The organism is Pseudomonas sp. BGI-2 (genome assembly GCF_004310295.1).
Taxonomy (GTDB): Bacteria; Pseudomonadota; Gammaproteobacteria; order Pseudomonadales; family Pseudomonadaceae; genus Aquipseudomonas.
In genome coordinates this window covers 1-19,858 of sequence record NZ_SISB01000030.1, presented here as the reverse complement: position 1 = coordinate 19,858, position 19,858 = coordinate 1, and the positions used below count along the sequence as shown (strand labels likewise).

At 57.9% G+C, this 19,858-nt stretch carries 17 protein-coding genes and 1 pseudogene; 10 read left to right on the top strand and 8 right to left on the bottom strand.

The features are described 5' to 3' along the window. Positions 1 to 6 precede the first annotated feature (6 nt). The 4 genes from glgA to EYC95_RS19915 all read right to left on the bottom strand — a co-directional run bounded on the left by glgA (position 7) and on the right by EYC95_RS19915 (position 3,934). Entirely contained in the window at positions 7 to 1,593 is a 1,587-nt protein-coding gene (glgA, locus tag EYC95_RS19930) for a glycogen synthase GlgA (protein ID WP_131061888.1), read from the bottom strand. 540 nt (positions 1,594 to 2,133) lie between these two features. Continuing rightward, the gene (locus EYC95_RS19925; protein WP_131061887.1) at positions 2,134 to 2,460 is read right to left on the bottom strand and encodes a type II toxin-antitoxin system RelE/ParE family toxin; all 327 of its coding nucleotides are present in this window, start codon (positions 2,458 to 2,460) and stop codon (positions 2,134 to 2,136) included. Beyond that, entirely contained in the window at positions 2,457 to 2,729 is a 273-nt protein-coding gene (locus EYC95_RS19920) for a type II toxin-antitoxin system Phd/YefM family antitoxin (protein ID WP_131061886.1), read from the bottom strand. Before EYC95_RS19920 ends, EYC95_RS19925 begins: the two co-directional genes overlap by 4 nt. 191 nt (positions 2,730 to 2,920) lie before the next feature. Continuing rightward, the gene (locus EYC95_RS19915; RefSeq protein WP_131061885.1) at positions 2,921 to 3,934 is read right to left on the bottom strand and encodes an aldo/keto reductase; all 1,014 of its coding nucleotides are present in this window, start codon (positions 3,932 to 3,934) and stop codon (positions 2,921 to 2,923) included. A 444-nt stretch (positions 3,935 to 4,378) separates the two neighbouring features. On the opposite strand from EYC95_RS19915, the gene EYC95_RS19910 reads away from it, so the two are divergent. Then, entirely contained in the window at positions 4,379 to 4,741 is a 363-nt protein-coding gene (locus EYC95_RS19910) for a DUF6124 family protein (RefSeq protein ID WP_131061884.1), read from the top strand. 384 nt (positions 4,742 to 5,125) lie between these two features. On the opposite strand, the gene EYC95_RS19905 is transcribed toward EYC95_RS19910, so the two are convergent. Continuing rightward, entirely contained in the window at positions 5,126 to 6,436 is a 1,311-nt protein-coding gene (locus tag EYC95_RS19905; protein WP_131061883.1) for an MFS transporter, read from the bottom strand. Positions 6,437 to 6,606: 170 nt separating this feature from the next. On the opposite strand from EYC95_RS19905, the gene EYC95_RS19900 reads away from it, so the two are divergent. The 3 genes from EYC95_RS19900 to EYC95_RS19890 all read left to right on the top strand — a co-directional run bounded on the left by EYC95_RS19900 (position 6,607) and on the right by EYC95_RS19890 (position 11,079). After that, positions 6,607 to 7,719, top strand: a complete 1,113-nt coding sequence (locus EYC95_RS19900; protein WP_131061882.1) for a sugar diacid recognition domain-containing protein — start codon at positions 6,607 to 6,609, stop codon at positions 7,717 to 7,719. Between the two features lie 225 nt (positions 7,720 to 7,944). Then, positions 7,945 to 9,087 (top strand): glycerate kinase, encoded by a 1,143-nt coding sequence (locus EYC95_RS19895; RefSeq protein ID WP_131061881.1) that lies wholly within the window; start codon positions 7,945 to 7,947, stop codon positions 9,085 to 9,087. 366 nt (positions 9,088 to 9,453) lie between these two features. Then, positions 9,454 to 11,079 carry a methyl-accepting chemotaxis protein gene (locus EYC95_RS19890; RefSeq protein ID WP_131061880.1) on the top strand — a complete coding sequence of 542 codons (1,626 nt, stop codon included), beginning with the start codon at positions 9,454 to 9,456 and terminating at the stop codon, positions 11,077 to 11,079. A gap of 108 nt (positions 11,080 to 11,187) precedes the next feature. On the opposite strand, the gene EYC95_RS19885 is transcribed toward EYC95_RS19890, so the two are convergent. Next, positions 11,188 to 11,604, bottom strand: coding sequence for a hypothetical protein (locus EYC95_RS19885; protein ID WP_131061879.1), 417 nt, complete (start codon positions 11,602 to 11,604; stop codon positions 11,188 to 11,190). Between the two features lie 244 nt (positions 11,605 to 11,848). Between EYC95_RS19885 and EYC95_RS19880 the strand changes: the two genes are divergently transcribed. Then, positions 11,849 to 13,036 carry a pyridoxal phosphate-dependent aminotransferase gene (locus tag EYC95_RS19880; RefSeq protein WP_131061878.1) on the top strand — a complete coding sequence of 396 codons (1,188 nt, stop codon included), beginning with the start codon at positions 11,849 to 11,851 and terminating at the stop codon, positions 13,034 to 13,036. Between the two features lie 129 nt (positions 13,037 to 13,165). Here EYC95_RS19880 and EYC95_RS19875 read toward each other — a convergent pair whose 3' ends face one another. Together EYC95_RS19875 and EYC95_RS19870 are read right to left on the bottom strand one after the other, a co-directional pair. Beyond that, a complete protein-coding gene (locus EYC95_RS19875) occupies positions 13,166 to 14,146 on the bottom strand; it encodes an NAD(P)-dependent oxidoreductase (RefSeq protein WP_131061877.1) in 981 nt (326 codons plus the stop codon). Between the two features lie 21 nt (positions 14,147 to 14,167). Continuing rightward, positions 14,168 to 14,542: pseudogene (locus EYC95_RS19870) on the bottom strand (MFS transporter); the annotation flags it as partial. 99 nt (positions 14,543 to 14,641) lie between these two features. Here EYC95_RS19870 and EYC95_RS19865 point away from each other — a divergent pair. From EYC95_RS19865 to EYC95_RS19850, 5 genes are read left to right on the top strand one after another with little or no spacing between them, the layout of a single operon-like run. Next, positions 14,642 to 15,646 (top strand): tyrosine-type recombinase/integrase, encoded by a 1,005-nt coding sequence (locus EYC95_RS19865; protein ID WP_256656978.1) that lies wholly within the window; start codon positions 14,642 to 14,644, stop codon positions 15,644 to 15,646. 6 nt (positions 15,647 to 15,652) lie between these two features. Next, entirely contained in the window at positions 15,653 to 15,787 is a 135-nt protein-coding gene (locus EYC95_RS30680) for a hypothetical protein (protein ID WP_256656977.1), read from the top strand. Further along, positions 15,787 to 17,463, top strand: a complete 1,677-nt coding sequence (locus EYC95_RS19860; protein ID WP_131061876.1) for a hypothetical protein — start codon at positions 15,787 to 15,789, stop codon at positions 17,461 to 17,463. Before EYC95_RS30680 ends, EYC95_RS19860 begins: the two co-directional genes overlap by 1 nt. Continuing rightward, positions 17,460 to 19,349, top strand: a complete 1,890-nt coding sequence (locus tag EYC95_RS19855) for an integrase (RefSeq protein WP_131061875.1) — start codon at positions 17,460 to 17,462, stop codon at positions 19,347 to 19,349. Before EYC95_RS19860 ends, EYC95_RS19855 begins: the two co-directional genes overlap by 4 nt. After that, positions 19,346 to 19,744 (top strand): TetR family transcriptional regulator, encoded by a 399-nt coding sequence (locus EYC95_RS19850; RefSeq protein WP_131061874.1) that lies wholly within the window; start codon positions 19,346 to 19,348, stop codon positions 19,742 to 19,744. Before EYC95_RS19855 ends, EYC95_RS19850 begins: the two co-directional genes overlap by 4 nt. The last annotated feature ends 114 nt before the right edge of the window (positions 19,745 to 19,858 follow it).

Genomic DNA, 19,858 nt, shown 5'->3' with positions numbered 1-19,858 from the left:
CCTCTTTTACTGTTTGCCCGATTTACCCAAGGCTTTGGCGACCAGTTTTTCGTAGAGTTCGGCGTAGGGTTCTACTGCCTGGCACCAGTTGAAAGGCGCGGCCATGGCGCGGCAACGCATGGCGCTGAGCAGGCCTGGGAAGGCGAACACCTTGAACGCGCGGCTCAGGGCTTCCTGATAACTCTCGACCGTGGATTCGTCGAACAGGAAACCGGTCACGCCGTTTTCAATGGTGTCGGCCAAACCGCCGGTATTGCGTGCGACCGGCAATGAACCGAAGCGCTGGGCGTACATCTGGCTCAAGCCGCAAGGTTCGTAACGCGACGGCATCAACAGGAAATCACTGCCGGCGAACATGCGACGGGCGTCGGTTTCATTGAAGCCGATGCGCACACCGATTTGCCCGGGGAAGCGCAGCGCCAGTTCACGCATGGCCTGTTCTTCTTCAGGCTCGCCACGACCGATGATCGCGATCTGGCCACCGTTGTTGACGATGTATTCGGAAACCCCTTCGGTCAGGTCCAGACCTTTCTGATAGACCAGACGCGAGACCACGGCGAACAGTGGGCCTTCGGAGTCTTCCAGGCCGAACAGTTCACGGACATGGGCGGCGTTGACTGCTTTGCCTTCCCAGTCGCCGATGCTGAACGGGCGGAACAGGTGCGGGTCGGTGGCGGCGTCCCAGCTTTCATCAATGCCGTTGGGAATACCGCTGAGCAGACCTTGCTGGGTCTTGGCGGCAAGAAAGCCGTCGAGACCACAGCCGAAGGCCGGCGTGGTGATTTCCTGAGCGTAGGTGGCGCTGACGGTGGTGATGTGGCTCGAATAGGCCATGCCGGCCTTGAGGAATGACATCTTGCCGTAGAACTCCATGCCTTCCTGCTGCAAGGCATGGTTTGGAATACCGAGTTCCGGGCAGGATCCGAGGCTGGTGACACCTTGATAGGCCAGGTTATGGATGGTGAACAACGTCGGGGTACGCTGTCCACGCCAGTGCATGTAGGCAGGCGCCAGCCCAGCCGGCCAGTCATGGGCATGCACCAGATCCGGGCACCAGTGAATTTGTGCAAGATTGGCGGCAATATCGGCGGCGGCGAGGCCCAGGCGGGCGAAGCGAATGTGGTTGTCCGGCCAGTCGCGGCCGTTATTGGCACCGTAAGGCGAACCTTCGCGCTCGTAGAGCTCGGGGCAGATCAACACGTAAATGACCAGACCGTCCGGCATGTCCATGCGCCCGATCTTGCAGGGAGGCAATGCAGCGTGCCCACCGAGTTCACCGATGATATGGATCGGATTTTCACTGTGCAGCACTTGCGGGTAACCGGGGATCAGCACCCGCACATCGTGCAGTTGAGCCATCGCCCGGGGCAGTGCTGCGGAAACGTCACCCAAACCGCCGGTCTTGACCAGGTCGGCGATCTCGGAGGTAACGAACAACACTTTCTTTCTGTTCGGATTCTGACTGGCAGCCGGTGTCAGCGCCTTGGTGCCCGATACGCTGATCGATTGGGCGCTCGGAGCATTCACGACGCTCGATTCGCCGACCTGCTGATGAGCACGCTCTCCCTGAATATCTAAAGCCGCACTAATCATATGAATCTCCCGTGTTGTTGATCTAATTCCAGGTCAGGCACAAACGGTGTTCGTGGCCAAATCCTGTGGCCGGGCGCAAACGCGCTTCGCATCGGTGAGCAATGCTGCCCCATGCGCTAATGCAGAAAGGGTGGAGGGGCCGTTGCAAGGAATGCACCAGTCGCTGTGGCCCTACCTTTAACCTGACCCCCTGTCAGGACCAAAAGTTTCGAGTTTCTTACCACCAGATGACTGGCCGGTTTCACCTCGCGAAAATGAGTCTAGGCCAGATCCTAGAGCGGGAAAGGTCAAGTGGCGAAATTGTTCGACAATCGGTGGAAAAAGGTTAAAGGCACAGCGCTTTGAGGGGGGAACGCACCGACGAAGGGCAGGTTTATTTTTCAGGATGGGTCAAAACGAGACTGGGTAGTCACGAAAATGGGCGTGGTTTGAGGAGGGGTGCACCATTGCGGTGCGAGATGTGTTGGGTTTGAGGACACCATCACGCCCTGAGCCTTTCCGTCAACGCGGTTTTGCTGTGTCCAGCTCGCTGGTCAACGGTTACCCTTGAAGCAGCCGCTTCATCAGCAGTGCAGGCAGACTCTTTCGGGTGTCAGCAATGATGTGGACATAGATCGTCTGCTCTCGAATCTCATAGATGATCCGGTTCATCCCTGACAGGATTTGCCTATATTGGCTGAGATTAAGTTTCTTGATTTCCTCCGGAATCAATCCTGAATAGGGCTGTATTCCCAAATTGCGGATGGCGGCCTTCAGATCGGCATAGGTGCTTTGCCAGGTTTGGGTAGAGAACTGTTGGATGAGATAAATACGAAGTTCTTTCAGGTCCATCTCGGCAGACTGAAGAATGACGACCTTTAAACTCATTGATGGTCAGCCCTGTCCAGGTCTGCAAAGACATCTTCGGCATCGCGAAACTTGCCGTCTTCTACCTCACGATTTCCCATCGCCAAGAGCTTAAGCAAGGCCATGGTGTCTTCCTGCTCTTCGAAACTTTTTACGTCCATGACCACAAGCTTCGCTTCACCGTTTTGGGTGATTACCAAGGGCTCGCGGCTCTCTGTGAGTGCTTTGACGATTTCAGCAGTGTGGCTTTTCAGGTAACTGATCGGCTTGATTTGAGATGAAAGCTTCATGGGTGAGCCTCGCTGGATTGAATAGGACCGAGTTTAGTCTTAATTCAGTCCTGAGTCAGGTTCTGCTGACCAGCGTTTATTGATTCCGGTTCTACCTGGTCATTACGGCTGATGACTTCGCAAGTGGGCTCGCCGCCGCAGGGATGTGTAAATGACACAGATCCAGCGTGCGAGCCCGCTAGCGAAAATGCTCATGCCGTACGCGGTTTACGCCCTAACACAAAATGACTCACATCATTGAACCCTGGCGTCGAGGAATGCCCCGGCGTGACCAGCGAATCAATGAACGCCTCATCTTCAGCCGTAATCTTCACCGCCTGCGCCTTGGTGTACGCATCCCACTGTTCCTCGGTACGCGGCCCGACAATCGCCGACGTCACGGCGCCATTGTTCAGCACCCAGGCAATCGCGAATTCAACAATGCCCACACCACGCTCTTGCGTGTACCGCTGAATCTGCTGGGCAATACGCAACGACTCCACCCGCCACTCGGTTTCCAGAATGCGTTTGTCAGCTCGACCGGCGCGGCTGTTGGCGTCCGGTTTCACGTCGGGTGCGTACTTGCCGCTCAGCACACCGCGAGCCAGCGGACTGTAAGGCACCACGCCCAACCCGTAGTTTTGCGCGGCGGTGATCTGCTCGGTCTCGGCCTGACGGTTGACGATGTTGTACAGCGGCTGACTGATCACCGGCCGGTCGACGCCCAGTTGATCGGCCACGCGAATCACCTCGGCAATCCGCCAGCCACGGTAATTGGACAACCCCCAATAACGAATCTTGCCCTGGCGAATCAGGTCGCCAATCGCCGACACGGTCACTTCCAGCGGCGTGTTGTGGTCTTCGCGGTGCAGGTAATAGATGTCGAGATAGTCAGTGCCCAAACGCGTCAGGCTGGCGTCGAGGCCATTGAAGATATGCTTGCGGCTCAATCCGCTGCGGTTCGGCACACCGTCCACCGGGCCGAAACCGACTTTGGTCGCCAGTACCCATTCATGGCGGTTGCCGGCAATCGCTTCACCGACGATCTCTTCGGAACGGCCGGCGGTGTAGACGTCCGCCGTGTCGATGAAATTGATGCCCTGGTCCCAGGCCTTATCGATGATCCGCAGGGAATCTTCGGTGCTGGTCTGTTCGCCGAACATCATGGTGCCCAGTGTCAGGGTCGACACCTGTAAACCCGAATGACCCAGCGTGCGATAGCTCATGACGAAATCCTTTTACCGGTGGGAAAGTTTCAATCAAATACCAGAACGCCTGTGCGCAGAAAAGTGAAATTATCTGCGCAGGCGTGACAGTCATAAACAGCACTGTTTAACGGACACCTTCAGACACGTACTCAGGCTACACATCCTTGCGCCGTTGCCTACGACTGCGCCAGAATCCGCCGGCTTGTGCGCCTTAGGCCTGGGCTCTATCGTTTCCCCGTCGCTGAAGAACAGCGATCGGGTTTGGTAGCCCGGTTATCCGGCGCATAGCGCACCTAGTGGCAGGGGATTTTTATCGTCTTCTGTTTATATGGTGGCCATGCGTAGGGCGCCCTCGGGCGCGCCGGGTTGCCAGATAACCGGTCTACCAACCTTCGTATGGCCGCCACCCTTCGTCTGGTAGCGAGGGTGATGGCTCCACTTTCAATATCTGGAGTTTCATCTATGTTCAAACCAACACCCAACCCACCAGAAGCGGACGACGTTTCCCCGTACGAAACCGCCGATTCCAAAAAACTCAACGAAGCCGCCGAGCGAGCGCTCGATTTCCACTTCCCGTCGAACGCCGACATCAAAGCCACCCCGCGCACCCGCAGCACCCTGTTTTCCGTGGACCCGGATGCCACGACCGAGACCCTGGCGGTTTATCTGGTCGAGACGTTGGCCTCGGTCGATGTGATGGTTCATCAGTTGGTGGATCATTTGGAGGGGGAGTCGCGTTATGCGCTTTTGGGTATTTCCAACAGCATCATGGTGGCGGAGATTGCGGCGAACCGGGTGCTGGAAAACGTTGGTCCGCAGGGTTAGCGCAGATTTGTTAAGAGTGCGCTGACCTGTGGCGAGGGGGTTTAGCGAAACGTCGCACCGCCCCGTTCGGCTGCGCAGCAGTCGTAAAACCTGTTTACACGGTTTAACTGACAAAAATGCGGTGAATGGTTTTGGGGTCGCTTCGCAACCCAACGGGGGTAAACCCCCTCGCCACAAAAGCTTGCATGATCACAAAAGTGTGCCTGGTCACAAAAGGATGTCTGACCACAGTGCAAAATGAGAAACGGCCTGAAAGGGCCGTTTTTTGTTGATCGTTCCCACGGGCAGCAAAGAAATGCTTCTAGGGACGCTCCGCGTTTCAGCTCAGGAAAGGGACGCGGAGCTTCCCGGGCTGTATTCCTTTGCTGCGCGGGGGAACGATGATTACACCCGCAACGTCCGCGTCATGCGCAACGCCAGCAAGCTTCCGCAAACAATCACCCCCGCCAGCAGATAAAGCGCTGCATCGGTCGACCCGGTGCTGTCCTTGACCCAACCCACCAGGTACGGGCTCAGGAATCCCGCCATCTGCCCCATGGAGTTGATCAATGCCAAACCACCCGCCGCCGCACCCGCACTCAACAGCGCCGTCGGCACTGGCCAAAACATCGGCAGGCCGGTGAGGGCGCCCATGGTGGCGATGGTCAGGCCGAGGATTGCAATGGCCGGCGTGGTGGCAAAGTTCACGGCGATCAGCAGACCGACCGCGCCCATCAGCATCGGCACCACCAAGTGCCAGCGACGTTCTTTGCGCAAGTCTGCCGAGCGACCGACCATCAACATGAACAACGCCGCCAGCAGGTACGGAATCGCACTCAACCAGCCGATCACCAGGTTATCGCTGAAGCCCAGGTTCTTGATGATCGACGGCAGCCAGAAGTTGATCGCGTAGACGCCGCTCTGGATGCAGAAGTAGATCAAACCGAACGCCCAGATCGCTGGGTTCTTGAACACGTCCAGCAGCGAGTCGGTGGTGGTTTTCGGTTTGTTGGCCAGGTCTTCAGCGTGGTCGGCTTCCAGCACCGAACGCTCGAAAGGGGTGAGCCACTTGGCATTGGCGTAACTGTCGCTCAGCAGGAAGTAGGCGAGGGCGCCGAGGATCACGGTCGGAATGCCTTGCAGCAGGAACATCCACTGCCAGCCCGCCAAACCGCCTTGGCCGGCGGCGAAGTGGTTGAGAATCCAGCCGGAGAACGGGCTGCCGAGCAGGCCGGACACCGGGATCGCCGACATGAACAGCGCCATGATGCGGCCACGGCGGAAGGTCGGGAACCACTGCGAGAGGTAGAGCACCACGCCCGGGAAGAACCCGGCTTCGGCCGCGCCGGTGAACAGGCGCAAGGTGTAGAACTCGGTCGGGGTGGTGACGAACAGCAGGCAGGTCGAGAGCGTGCCCCAGACGATCATCATCAGCGCAATCCAGCGCCGTGGGCCGAATTTGGTCAGGGCCAGGTTGCTCGGCACGCCGCACAGCACGTAGCCGATAAAGAAGATCCCGGCCCCGAGGCCGTACACGGTTTCGCTGAATTTCAGTGCGTCGAGCATCTGCAGCTTGGCGAATCCAACGTTGACCCGGTCGAGGTAGTTGAACAGGTAGCAGATGAAAATGAAGGGGATCAAACGCAGCGTAATGCGTTTATAGACGGCGTTTTTGTCGTCAACGATGGCCTGGGTAGCGGCGGCGCTCTGTGACATGGCGGGCTCTCTCTTTATTATGATTTTTTGCGATGCGCAGGGTAACGTTGATCGCCCAGAGAGTCTCGGCCACCCTCGGGGTGGCTGTCTTTGTGCCTGAGCACAGGGTTTGCAACCCAGCCCTGTGCGGGTGAACAACCACGACCCATCACGCTTCCAAGGATTCCGATATGTTCGAACTCGATCACGACCTGGCCCAGGACATCGTCGACCGGGCGATGGCCATCCTGCCGTACAACGTCAACGTCATGGACAGCCAGGGATTGATCCTCGGCAGCGGCGAGCCGGAGCGGATCAACACCCGCCATGAAGGCGCGCAATTGGTGCTGGCCAACGGGCGGGTGGTGGAAATCGACGCGCAAACCGCGATTCATCTGAAAGGCGTGCAGCCGGGGATCAACTTGCCGCTGCTGCTCGATCAGCGCTTGATCGGCGTGCTGGGGATTACCGGAGAGCCCGAGCAATTGCGCACCTATGCGGAGCTGGTGCGGATGACCGCCGAGATGCTGGTGGGCCAGCGCAATCAGCAGGCCGAGCAGCAATGGCGCCGGCAGCGTTGCGATGATCTGTTGGCGTTGCTGCTGAGCGAGGCGGGTGATTCGCCTCGCTTGCTGGACGAAGCGCAGCAGTTGGGCCTGAAACCGCAAATGACGCGGGTGCCTTATCTGTTCGAATTGGGTGGGGAGCACGGTCCCGGGCAGACGGTGGATGCGCTCAGTGCCTGGCTGACTTCGCGTTACCCGGACAGTTGGTGCGTGAGTTCGGCGAAGTCGTCGTTGCTGTGGTGCCGGCCGGCAAGTCAGGCGATCGAGAATGATCGGCTGCTGGAGAAGCTCGACGGTCTGGGCTGGAACATTTTGCGCATTGCCGTGGGCGGGCAGGCAGATGGGTTGTCTGGGTTGCGTCGTTGCTATCGACGGGTCGGCGACTTGCTGGCCTATGGGCGCGATGTGTTGCCGCGTTCGCGCTTGCTGACGCTCCACCGTTATCGGCTGCCGGTGATGCTGTGGCGGCATCGCAATGACGACGCGCTGGATGAGCTGCTCAAGCCACTGCGCAAAGTCATCGCCAAGGACGGCAACGGCCAACTGCTGGCGACCTTGCGCAGTTGGTGCGAACACGACGGGCAGAGCCAGGCGTGTGCCGATGCGTTGGGGATTCATCGCAACAGTTTGCGCTACCGGATGGAGCGGATTGCCGAGTTGAGTGGGGTTGATCCGTTGAAACTGGATGGCATGCTTGCGCTGTATCTTGGCGTTCAGCTTCTGCCGCAAACTGATTAGAGAGGTGGCGATTGTAAGGACGCCTTCGCGGACAAGCCTCGCTCCTACAAGAGCGCCGCCTCCCCCTGTAGGAGCGAGGCTTGCCCGCGAAGAGGCCAGCCCAATCACCATCAAACCCGGATTTGTGGAAATGAACAATAAACGCCACCCGCGCTTGTGCAGCGGACCGGCGTTATTGTTCGGGGCTGCTGGCAGCATGGAACGCATTGGAACTGGAGAATTCGCATGAAAATCGTCATCGCCCCCGATTCGTTCAAGGACAGCCTGAGTGCCCAGGGTGTGGCCGACGCCATCGCCCTCGGCCTGGCGCAGGTCTGGCCCGATGCGCAACTGGTCAAATGCCCGATGGCCGACGGCGGCGAAGGCACGGTCGAGTCGATTCTGGCGGCGTGCGAAGGTGAGTTGCGCAAGACCCGTGTTCGCGGACCGCTCGGCGTGACCGTCGATGCCGCCTGGGGCTGGTTGCCGCAAACCCACACCGCGATCATCGAAATGGCCGAAGCCAACGGCCTGCAATTGGTTCCGTCGGGGCAACGCGATGCGTGCGTCAGCAGCACGTTCGGCACCGGCGAGCTGATTCGTGCGGCGCTGGATGCCGGGGCGCAACGGGTGATTCTGGCCATTGGCGGCAGCGCCACCAACGACGGCGGCGCCGGGGCGATGCAGGCGCTGGGCGTGAAGCTGCTGGACGCCCGAGGACAAACATTGGCACCGGGCGGTTTGGCGTTGGCACAACTGGCGCAAATCGATCTGAGTGAAATCGATCCGCGCCTGGCCAACGTGCGCGTCGACATCGCGGCCGACGTCAACAATCCCCTGTGCGGTCCTCACGGTGCTTCAGCGATTTTCGGTCCGCAGAAAGGTGCATCGCCCGAGCAGGTTCAGCAGTTGGATGCTGCCCTTGGACACTTCGCCGGGCTGTGCGCACAGGCGCTGGGTAAAGACGTCAAGGAAGAACCGGGCAGCGGCGCGGCGGGTGGTCTGGGGTTTGCGGCCAAGGCGTTTCTTGGTGCGCAGTTTCAGGCGGGCGTGGAAGTCGTCGCCGAGTTGGTCGGGCTGGCTGACGCGGTAAAGGGCGCCGACTTGGTGATCACCGGTGAAGGGCGTTTCGACGCGCAGACCTTGCGCGGCAAGACGCCGTTTGGCGTGGCGCGTATCGCCCGAGAGCAGGGTGTGCCGGTGATTGTGATCGCGGGGACCTTGGGCGAGGGGTATCAGGATTTGTATGCGCATGGCATCGATGCGGCGTTTGCGTTAGCCAGTGGCCCGATGACCCTGGAACAGGCTTGTGCCGAGGCGCCGCGGTTGTTGCAAGACCGTGCCAGTGATATCGCACGGGTTTGGCGGATCGCTGCTCGCAAATCCTGAAGTTCAATCCATTCCTGTAGCAGCTGCCGAGCCTGCGAGACTGCGTTCGAGGACGAAGTCCTCGCCAATCCGATGTACGCAGTTTGCCTGAATGACCGCGTTGTCTGGTTTTACGACTGCTTCGCAGCCGAACGCAGCCTCGGCAGTTGCTACAGGGATTTGTGTTTCAGCATTGAAACACTTTCAACGCCGCAAAATATTTTTCTCAATTCCCCGCGAAAAACCTCATCCCCAGCCGATACACCCAATAGGCGCACACAAACCTATTACAACAGTGGCGCCCGGCTGACCCCGCGCGTGCCAACGCCCGCCACTCAGCAATCCCCGCAAGGACGCTCGCCGCCTCAATCTCCCGAGTACCATCCTATGTCCCTGCGTAAACTGAATATCGCGCCTCGAGCTTTCCTGGGTTTTGCCTTCATTGCCTTGCTCGTCATCGTGCTGGGTGTGTTTGCGGTGAGTCGCATGTCGATCATCCGCCAGGCCTCGGTCGATATGGGCAGCACCCAACTGCCCAGCGTCGCCTTCCTGGGTAATGTCACCGAAAATATCCTGCGCATGCGCATTTTGTCGTTCCGGATTCTGGTTAACCGCGAGCCGGCCAGTTTGCAGGAGGCTGAAACCCGGATTGGCGTGCTCACCGACAAGGCGCGCAAGGCACAGGCCAGCTATGCCGAGTTGCCGGCGGTCCCGGACGAAGCCGCGCTATATAAAGTGTTCAGCGCAACGATGGACACATACATGCAAGCGCAGCGCGAGATGATGGACCTGTCGCGCCAGAACAAGGTGGATGAGATGCGCACCTTGATCAACACGCGGATCAAGGAAGGCACCGACCTGATGGGCGAACAGCTCAATAAACTGGTGGCCTACAACACTGACGGGGCGAAGGCTGCCGGTGTTATCGCTGAAGAAAACTACAACAGCGCCGTGAACGGAATCATTGCGGTGTCGGTGGTGGCGTCGCTCATGACCGTGCTGCTGGCCTGGCTGTTGACCCGCAGCATCGTCACGCCGCTCAATCGCGCCGTGCAGGCCGCCGAAACCATCGCCGGCGGTAACCTGAGCAAAGCCATCGAGATCGACGGCAAGGATGAACCGGCCCGTTTGCTCGGCGCCTTGTCCGTCATGCAGGCCAACCTGCGCAAAACCATCGAACAGATCGCCGGCTCCGCGACGCAACTGGGTGCCGCGGCTGAAGAGTTGAGTACCGTGACTCAGGAAGCGTCTCGCGGCTTGCAACAACAGAACAACGAAATCGAACAGGCCGCAACAGCGGTCAACGAAATGACCGCCGCCGTGGAAGAGGTCGCTCGCAACGCCGTGTCGACCTCCGAAGCCTCGAACCAGTCGACCCAGGCCGCGCGCGAAGGCCGCGACCGTGTGGTGGAAACCGTCGATGCGATCCAGACCATGACCCACGACGTGCAAAACACCTCGTTGATGATCGAAGGCCTGGCCGCTCAGGGTCGCGACATCGGCAAAGTGCTGGACGTGATCCGCGCCATCGCCGAGCAAACCAACCTGCTGGCCCTCAACGCTGCGATTGAAGCGGCCCGTGCCGGTGAAGCGGGACGGGGTTTTGCCGTGGTCGCGGACGAAGTCCGGGCCTTGGCCCATCGCACCGCGCAATCGACCCAGGAAATCGAAAAAATGGTAGCCGGCATCCAGAACGGCACGGGCGAAGCCGTCTCGTCGATGCAGCAAAGCAATCAACGCACCCAAAGCACGCTGGAGATGGCTCGCGCCGCCGGTGTGGCGCTGGAGCAAATCACGCAGTCGATTCACTTGATCAACGAACGCAACCTGGTGATCGCCAGCGCGTCGGAAGAACAGGCCCAGGTGTCCCGTGAAGTCGACCGAAATCTGGTGAACATCCGCGACCTCGCCACCCAGTCCGCGGCCGGTGCCAATCAGACCAGCGCCGCAACGCATGAACTGTCGCGCCTAGCGGTAGATTTGAATGCGATGGTGGCGCGTTTCGTTATTTGAGACGTATGAGTCGAAGCAGAGGCAATAAAGTTGGAGCAGTTTTATGCTCCAACTTTAATTAATAGTGCGGTTTTAAGTTTGAGAAATGTCTATATAGCCTTTTTGCATTTACATGCCCTTCACTTTGACTTCTTGAGAGGGCGACCTTGGCGAAGTGCTGTTGTCTGCCAATTTGAACAGTTCATAGGATAATGGATGCAGGCCGTTGCCTATCCCGCGGATGTTGTCAGTCGTGAATATGACAACCGTGTCAGCGTCCAAGCTAGAAAGTCTCGCATTAACTGTATAACTGTTGGGCGGTGTACCAAATTTTAACGCGACGTGGTCGTACGATTTATCAGCATAGGGTTTTATAGTGACTTCTAACTTGTTGCCGTGTGCTTCGAGGTATTTGGGAGTGATGCCGTTAGTCAACACTTCCTCTGGTAATACAGGTATATGAGGAGGATTGCCCAAGGTTTGCGGAGTTTCATCAACGGTGTTTTTGTGGGTGCCTGGATGAGATGTTTCATTGGGTTTCGACATTTCGATACTCCGTAGTTGGATGGTTATGAAAGGAAAATGCATCGAAATTCGAAATTCCTGCGCTCATTTAGCGGCCTCAAAAAATGCTCGTCTACTGTCAGAGTTGTCAGCTAGACAGGATCGAAAAAAGCGTTCAACTTAACGAGTTTCACTCAATGAGTCCTGGCTGATGCCAAATAGCTGGCGCGTTTCGTGATTTGAGATAGGGTTGAGTCTGGGAGTCCGCGCGCGACAGGAGAAACACATGCGCTATTCAGCCTTGACCCAACGAATCGCCGGTGACGGAGCGGCAGCCTGGCAGATTCATGACCGAGCGCTGGAAATGCGCGAACAGGGAATCGATGTGTTGCTGTTGTCGATCGGCGATCCGGATTTCGACACGCCACCGCCCATCGTCCAGGCGGCCATCGACGCTTTGCAGGCCGGCGACACGCATTACCCGGAGGTGCGCGGCAGTCGCGGATTGCGCAACAGCATCGCACGGCGCCATCGACATCGCAGTGGTCAACCGGTGGACGCCGATCATGTGATCGTGTTTCCCGGGGCGCAGTGTGCTGTGTATTCGGTCGCGCAATGCCTGCTCGATCCGGGTGATGAGGTGATCGTCGCCGAGCCGATGTACGTGACCTACGAAGGCGTGTTCGGCGCCTGCGCCGCCAAAGTGGTGCCAGTGGCGGTGCGGCCGGAGAACGGCTTTCGCGTTGATCCGGCGGATGTGGCGGCGCTGATCACGCCGAAGACCCGGGTCCTGTTGCTCAACAGCCCCAACAATCCTTCCGGCGCCAGCCTGTCCTTGAAAACCTGGCAAGCGCTGGCGGCGTTGTGCGTGCGCCATGATCTGTGGTTGATCAGTGACGAGGTCTATAGTGATCTGTTGTTTGAGGGTGAACACGTCAGCCCGGCGAGCCTGCCGGGCATGGCCGAACGCACCGCGACGATCAACAGCCTGTCCAAATCCCACGCCATGAGCGGCTGGCGCGTCGGTTGGTCGATCGGCCCGAAAATGCTGGCCGAGCACCTGGTGCATTTATCGTTGTGCATGCTGTTCGGCATCCCGGATTTTGTGCAGAAAGCCGCGCAAGTGGCGCTGGATGAAGACTTGCCGGAAGTGGCGCTGATGCGTGAGGAATATCGCCAGCGCCGCGATCTGGTGTGCGCCAGGTTGAGTGGTTGCCCAGGGATTCGCCCGATCCGGCCGGATGGCGGGATGTTTGTGATGGTGGATGTACGTTTGACCGGGTTGTGCGCTCAAGGCTTCGCCGAGCGCTTGCTGGAGGGTTACGGCGTGTCGGTGCTTGCCGGAGAGGCGTTCGGACCGAGTGCGGCGGGGCATATCCGGATCGGGTTGGTGGTGGATCAAGTGAAACTGGCGGATGCGTGCCGGCGGATTGCGTTGTGTGCGGAGGACCTTCTGGAGGCCCGGCGAGCCTGATAGCTTTGTGTTGTTTGTGCTGGCCCCTTCGCGGGCAAGCCTCGCTCCTACACTGGATTTGTGGTGTTCACAAAATCCCTGTAGGAGCGAGGCTTGCCCGCGAAGGCTGCCTAACAGACGACGAAAATCTTACGCCTCGGGCCACGCCCCAACATTCACCAAATTTGCAGGCCGCTCCCCAGCCAACGCAGCCAGCAGATTATCCACCGCACACCCTGCCATCGCCTCCCGCGTCTCATGCGTCGCCGACCCCATGTGCGGCGTCGCCACCACGTTGTTCAACGCCAACAACGGTGAATCAACATTCAGCGGTTCCCGCTCAAACACATCCAGCCCGGCCGCGCGAATCTGCCCCGTGCGCAACGCCTCGATCAGCGCCACCTCATCCACAACCTTACCCCGGGAAATATTGATGAAAATGCTCTCCGGACGCATCAAGGCGAACGCTTCAGCGCCAATTAACCCTTCGGTCTCAGCCGTCAGCGGCAAGGTCAGGCAGATGAAATCAGCCTGCTGCAACAGCTCCGTCAGGCTTCGGTACTGAGCATCAAAGCGTTGTTCAACCGCCGGTTTCGGCGAGTGGCTGTGGTAGATCACCGGCATGCCAAAGCCAAAATGCCCACGCTGCGCCAACGCCTCGCCAATCCGTCCCATGCCAATGATGCCCAACGTCTTGCCGTGAACATCGGTGCCAAAATGCACCGGGCCGATGTTGCGGTTCCACTGACCGGCACGGACCATGTTGGCCAGTTCCACCACCCGCCGGGCCGTCGCCAGAATCAGCGCAAACCCCGTATCAGCCGTGGTTTCCGTCAGCACATCGGGCGTGTTGCTGAGCAGGATGCGCCGCTCGGTCAGGTAGTCGATGTCGTAGTTGTCGACGCCCACGGAGACGCTGGCGATGGCCTGCAGATTCGGCGCCAGGTCGAGTAATTCGGCGTCCAGTTTCAGGCTCGCGCCGAGCAAGCCGTGGGCCCGGGGCAGGGCGTCGCGCAGTTGTTCGATACCCTCCGGGTTGAGGTTGTCGATCAGTGTCACGTCGGTGTGCTCATGCAGGCGAGCCATCAACAGCGGCGAGAGTTTCTTGTACAGCACGACCTGCTTTTTCATCGTCATCATCTCAACTTCAATTCAAGGGTGAGCAGTCACTGGCCGTTGCGCAGCGGCCTTGGCCACGACCCGGTCACTGGCGCCGGGCTTGAGGAAAATCGTCAGCACCACCGAAAGCATCAACGCGCCGCTCATCAGCAAGTAAGAAGCGCCGGGTGATCCGGTCGAGCTGTTCAGGTAACCGACCAGGTACGAACCGCCAAACGAACCCAGCGCGCCCATGCTGTTGATCAGCGCCATGGCACCCCCGGCAACGTTGGCGGGAAGGATTTCCGGAACGATGGCGAAAAACGGCCCGTAAGGCGCATACATGCAGGCGCCGGCGATCACCAGCAGGGTGTAGGACCACCAGAAGTGTTCGGCGCCCAAGGCGTAGGAACCGTAGAACGCAATGTTCTGGGGCTTGATAAGCGTTAGGACATAAGTGTTTTATAAACAATAAATTAGAAAGTAATTATCAAATCAATAGTTCAGATTATAGGCTGGGGGGAATGGATGGAGCTTCTTTGGGCTACTGAGTCTTTGGTGATTGGCGGTCGTCCGTATCCAGGCTTTCCGATTTTGCTTTGGGACACCATGGACAGTTGTGTTCCTGCCAATGAGTTCATGCGCCACTTTCTATTGCGGGGAGCCATTGGGTCGCGGAAATCTTGGCCAAGCACGGGGCGTGCACTTTACGACTTTTTCAGTTTTCTTCAGGTACATGACCTCGACTGGCGCGACGTAGATCGTGGCGAGGCCAAGAGTGTCGTTGCCGGTTACCGGGACTACTGCCTGGTGGAGTGTCAGTTGGCCCGGTCAACAACCCGGCAACGACTCCACTATATCTGCAAGTTTTATGAGTATGCCCAGCAGCAGGAATGGGTGAGCAGACTGCCGTTTGGTTATGAGGAGCGGAAGATCAAGCGGGCTCCCGGCTTTCTTGCACACATCGATGCCAGCGGCGGAAAGGCAATGGTGAACGACGTCATGCCGCGTCAGCATCGGGTGCTGCCGAAGTTCCTCAGCATGGATGAGATAAAGGAGTTGCTGGAGACGGCGGAAAATCCGCATCACCGAATGATGATTCGACTTGGACTTCAGACGGGCCTGCGGCGGGCGGAAATCGCCTCTTTTCCGATGGCGTATGTCTTCGATCCGGACAAACCCGGCAGGCACGATCGCAACATCCGGATTCGCCTTGATCCGCACGATGGTCATGGAATACGCACGAAGGGAAGCAAACCGCGTGACATCTTTATCAGTCGACGCTTTCTCGCGGATCTGCACCGATATGTAGTGCAGGTTCGTGGCGAGCGGGCATCACTGAGTCGTACTCAGCACAAATCGCTGTTCTTGAATCAGTCTGGTGAGCCCTACGCCGATGATGGTAAACGCATCGAGCGCATTGTCCGAGAAATTGGCAAGCGAGCAAACATCAAGGTTCATACGCACATGCTTCGCCACACCTACGCGACCCATACTCTGGTCGCCCTTCAGCGCAATGGCAGCAGCCTGTAACCGCTCGTGTTTGTGCAGCGGCAGCTCGGCCATAGTTCGATCCAGACGACGATGGTTTACCTGCATTTGGTCAACGAACTGGCCGACAACGCAGTGCTGGCTTACGACGATGAACTGTCTGACGACTTGGGAGTTGTTTAATGGGGAAGCGCAAGGTCTTCTTAAAGACCGACCTCAGTATCCCGCAAGTCGAGCATAGTCACGACGCGAACGGGTCTGTCATTGTTCTCCCCGAAGTGATTCCACCTGCCCACACAAGGGTCGACTTCGGAAGGAATGCCACTCGCTCGCGCGGCATCGACTTCGCTTTCTGGTATGGCGTGGGTATCGATTCGATTACCTATGCCTGCCAGCGACAGACTGAACGCTTTCTAGCCCAGCAAGACACTGGGGTCGAAGCGAGTACCGTAGCAAGCTTCTGTAAAGGCGGTTTACGCCACTTCCTTAACTTCATGATTTTGCGTGCAACCGCGCTCAGCCGTGAGTTGACCCTGAACGACATCGGTCGTGCACTGATTGACGATTTTCTTGGCTACCTTGCTGGATTGGGCATTACCACGCTTAGCCAGAGTACTCACTACACCGGTATGAAGTGCGTCCTTCACGCGTTGGGCCGCAGAGGGATAATTTCGCTGGTCACCACAGGGGACGATGCGACATTTCCGCGAAACCCGTTCCCAAACAGTGGCAAGAGTAAGGGTGAAACGCCCCTACCGAAACGCCAGCGACAAGCGTTCACCTCGGCATTAAGGCAGGCGATCGCGCCCCTTTGGCATGAAGGAGCCGCGGTGACCGGTGAGTTGCTGGCTTACGCGGTGTTGACCATTGCACTGCACACCGGACGTAACACCACGCCGCTACTGGAGATGGGGTACGATTGCTTGCGCGCTCATCCCAAAGATAACAGTGTCTTTTTGGTTCTTTGGAAACGTCGCGGACACAGCAGCAGTAAGGTGGCACTGCGCGCAGAAAGCGCCACTGCGCGTCTGCTGGAGTCCACTCCAACCATCAAGACCAGCATAGAGCGCCTGATCCGTCGGGTCCTTGTTCACAGCGAACGGCTGCGTGCGGAGGCTCCGGACGACATCAAGGATTGTGTTTGGCTGTATCGCGTGCATCGAGGGCCTGGCCGTGGCGGGGTCATTGCGCTGACTGATTCCGCGTTGGCGAATGCGATCAGAAAACTGGTCGCGGATTATGGACTCACCGACACTGATGGCAAGCCGCTTCGCATCAACATCTCTCGCCTGCGTAAAACGTTTGCCAACCGAATATTCGAATTGCTCGCGGGTGACCTGATGACCACGGCCATCGCGCTTGGTAACACACCACAGGTGGCCGGGCGAAATTACTTGGCACCTAGCGCAGACGCGAGGCGCAACTGGCAGTTTATGGGCGAGATAATGGTTCAGGAATTACTAAGCCGGACTATTGGCGCTACTTACAAAACTACCCCAATGGGGCGCTGCGGTGATCCAGTGAACGGCCAATATGCGCCAAAACGTGAGGGGGAAGCGTGCTTCTCATTCCTCAACTGTCTGCGATGCAAACATTACGCGGTCACGGGAGACGATTTACACCGGCTATTTAGTTTTTACTTTCGGGTGTTTGCGGAGCGTCCCCGCATGAACAAACGACGTTGGTCGCAGGAATACGCGCATATTCCCCGATTGATTGACGACTATATCGTGGCTGAAGGGCTGCGGCGTGGAACCTTCAAATCGGCCGTCGTTGAAGCTGCTCGCGAGCAGGCTCGCCGCGATCCGCACCCGTTTTGGTCGTCCGATGTAGTGGAAAGTCTGGAGATGTTTGCATGAGCAAAAGCAATGTGGTCACGCTGCCTTGGGCGAGTATCGAACTACAACCAGGGGATATACGCGAGTTGCCCGAGGGCGACCGCGAAGCGCTCATTGTCAGCGCCATTCATGTTGATGGCCGCTGGGTCATTCTCAGTCGCTATCGCGATGATATTTGGCAGCTCGAAGGGTTGACGAGCAATGTACCGGACAACATGAGGAACTTGGACTTCAATCGAGTACCCGCTGCGTTTTTAGCGGTGATGAAGTCCCTCTTGTATCGCTACCTACGACGCGGTCGCGCAGGGCAGAAGCGTCCCGTGGCAAGTACTTTGCGCAATGTTTTTGAAAATGTATTGCCCTTTCTGCGGTATTTAAGCGCGCTTAAGCTCGGTCACTTCGGCGCTGTAACTCCCATGATCTGTGCAAATTACGTCGCCGAGTGCAGGGAGATCCGACAGACGCGTCGCAATCGGGGGCAGGCGCTGTCTCCGGCGGCCCTTGAACGTCGTTTTATGTCAGTCGAGGCGCTTCATGAACTCAGTCAGTACACCAACGACCCAATCCCAAGACATCCCTGGCCTGATACATCGGCGAGAGCCTTGGCCGGTAGAGCCTCCCTCAACAGTGAGACCGGCAAAACGCCGTTGATACCAGATGAGGTGTTTTGTACTTTGTTCGAGAAGGCCTATGAACAGGTTCAGCACGGTGAGCGTCTGCTCGATCTGCGCGACACCCTCGATAGCGTCGCTGTAGCACGCAAGGGACAGGTGACCAGATCAATTCAGGAGCATAAGGTTCGCCAGCTGACGGCTCTTGGGTGGGAAGGCGGGCTTGAGGCATTCAACCAAGCGATTAAAGATTTGAGAACCGCCTCCTATATCGTTCTGGCCAGTACCTCCGGTTGCCGGAATCATGAGTTGGCCAACGTAAAAGCTGGCGCGCACCACCGTACGGAAGACGATGATGGCACGGTCTTTCACTGGCTGCGCTCCACATCGGAAAAGACCGATACCGGCGTGCACGACTGGATGATTCCAGAAATTGCTGTGCACGTGTTGCGCCTAATGGAGCGCTGGGCCGAGCCGTACCAGGCCATGGTCGACGCTGAGATCTCCGAGCGAAGAAAACTTAATTCGAGTGATCCGCAAATCGCCACGGCGCAGAAGCATCGGCATGCTCTCTTTCTCGGGGTGGCTGCCACGAAGCGTAATCAAGTTCGTACCCTCTCGGGGTCGGCATGGAACATGTGCCTCAAAGCGTACGCGAAGAGCTGTGGTCTGAACTGGATCTTAGCCAGCCATCAATTTCGCCGTAAATTCGCCAACTATGCAGCACACAGTCAATTCGGCGACCTGCGTTACCTGCGTGAGCATTTCGCACACTGGTCCATGGACATGACCTTGGGCTACGCCATGGATCAAGATTGGGGGCAACATCTCGATATCGAACTGTACGAAGACATCCAGTCAGAACTCGAAGACATCAAGTCCGAGGTCGTCGGCACTTGGCTGGGGGACACACCACTGACTGGCGGCTACGGTCGATCGATCAAGCGTTGGCAGCGCGATTCGGCGAACCTTGCGATCTTCAAGAGCCACGCCTCAATGGTGACATCGATTGCTGAGAGCACCGCGATTCGAAGTAATGGTCACGCTTGGTGTACCGCCGACGATGATCGTTGCGTCGGCAACACCATGGAGCGAACTCGCTGCGGCGACTGCAACAACGCCGTGATTGGAGGTGCACACGTTGGTATCTACCAGCGCCTTTACGACAACCTGAAGAGGTTGTTGGATTGCAACGACATTGGTGACGGTGGTCGTCAGCGCGTATTGCGTGATTTGGATCGCTGTCGTGACGTGCTTATGCAGCTTGGATACGACCCGGAGGAGAGCGTAGCATGACCATTAAACGCAAGCCCTCAGACGCCCGCGAGCGGGATTTGCAACTCGCACTTGCACGCATCCTGCGCGGTCGGGCGCATAGCGGTGAATCCAAGGTTACTATCGCCGCGGTGGCGCGTGAAGCGGGTGTTTCAACCGCTCTGATTCACAATCACTACCCAACTGTCGCTGAGGCGATCCGCGAAGCTCAGGGGCGTTCAAGTCGTGCTCAGCGAGATGTGAAACATCAAGATTTTTTGGCTGAACGCGAGAAAAATCGAATGCTCCGCCAAGAGAATGAGGCGCTATGCGTAAAGATTGCCAACCTCGCCTCGATTAACGAAGTATTGATGGCGGAAACTCGTACTTTAAAAGCAAAGCAGGGCGACCTTAAGGTAGTAGATGTAGTGGTCTAATGAAACCGGACACCCATTTAGGCGAGAATGCTCGCCAGATCGAGGTGTCAGATGACCAAACAACGCCGTTCCTTTTCTGCTGAATTCAAACGCGAGGCTGCCGAACTCGTGCTC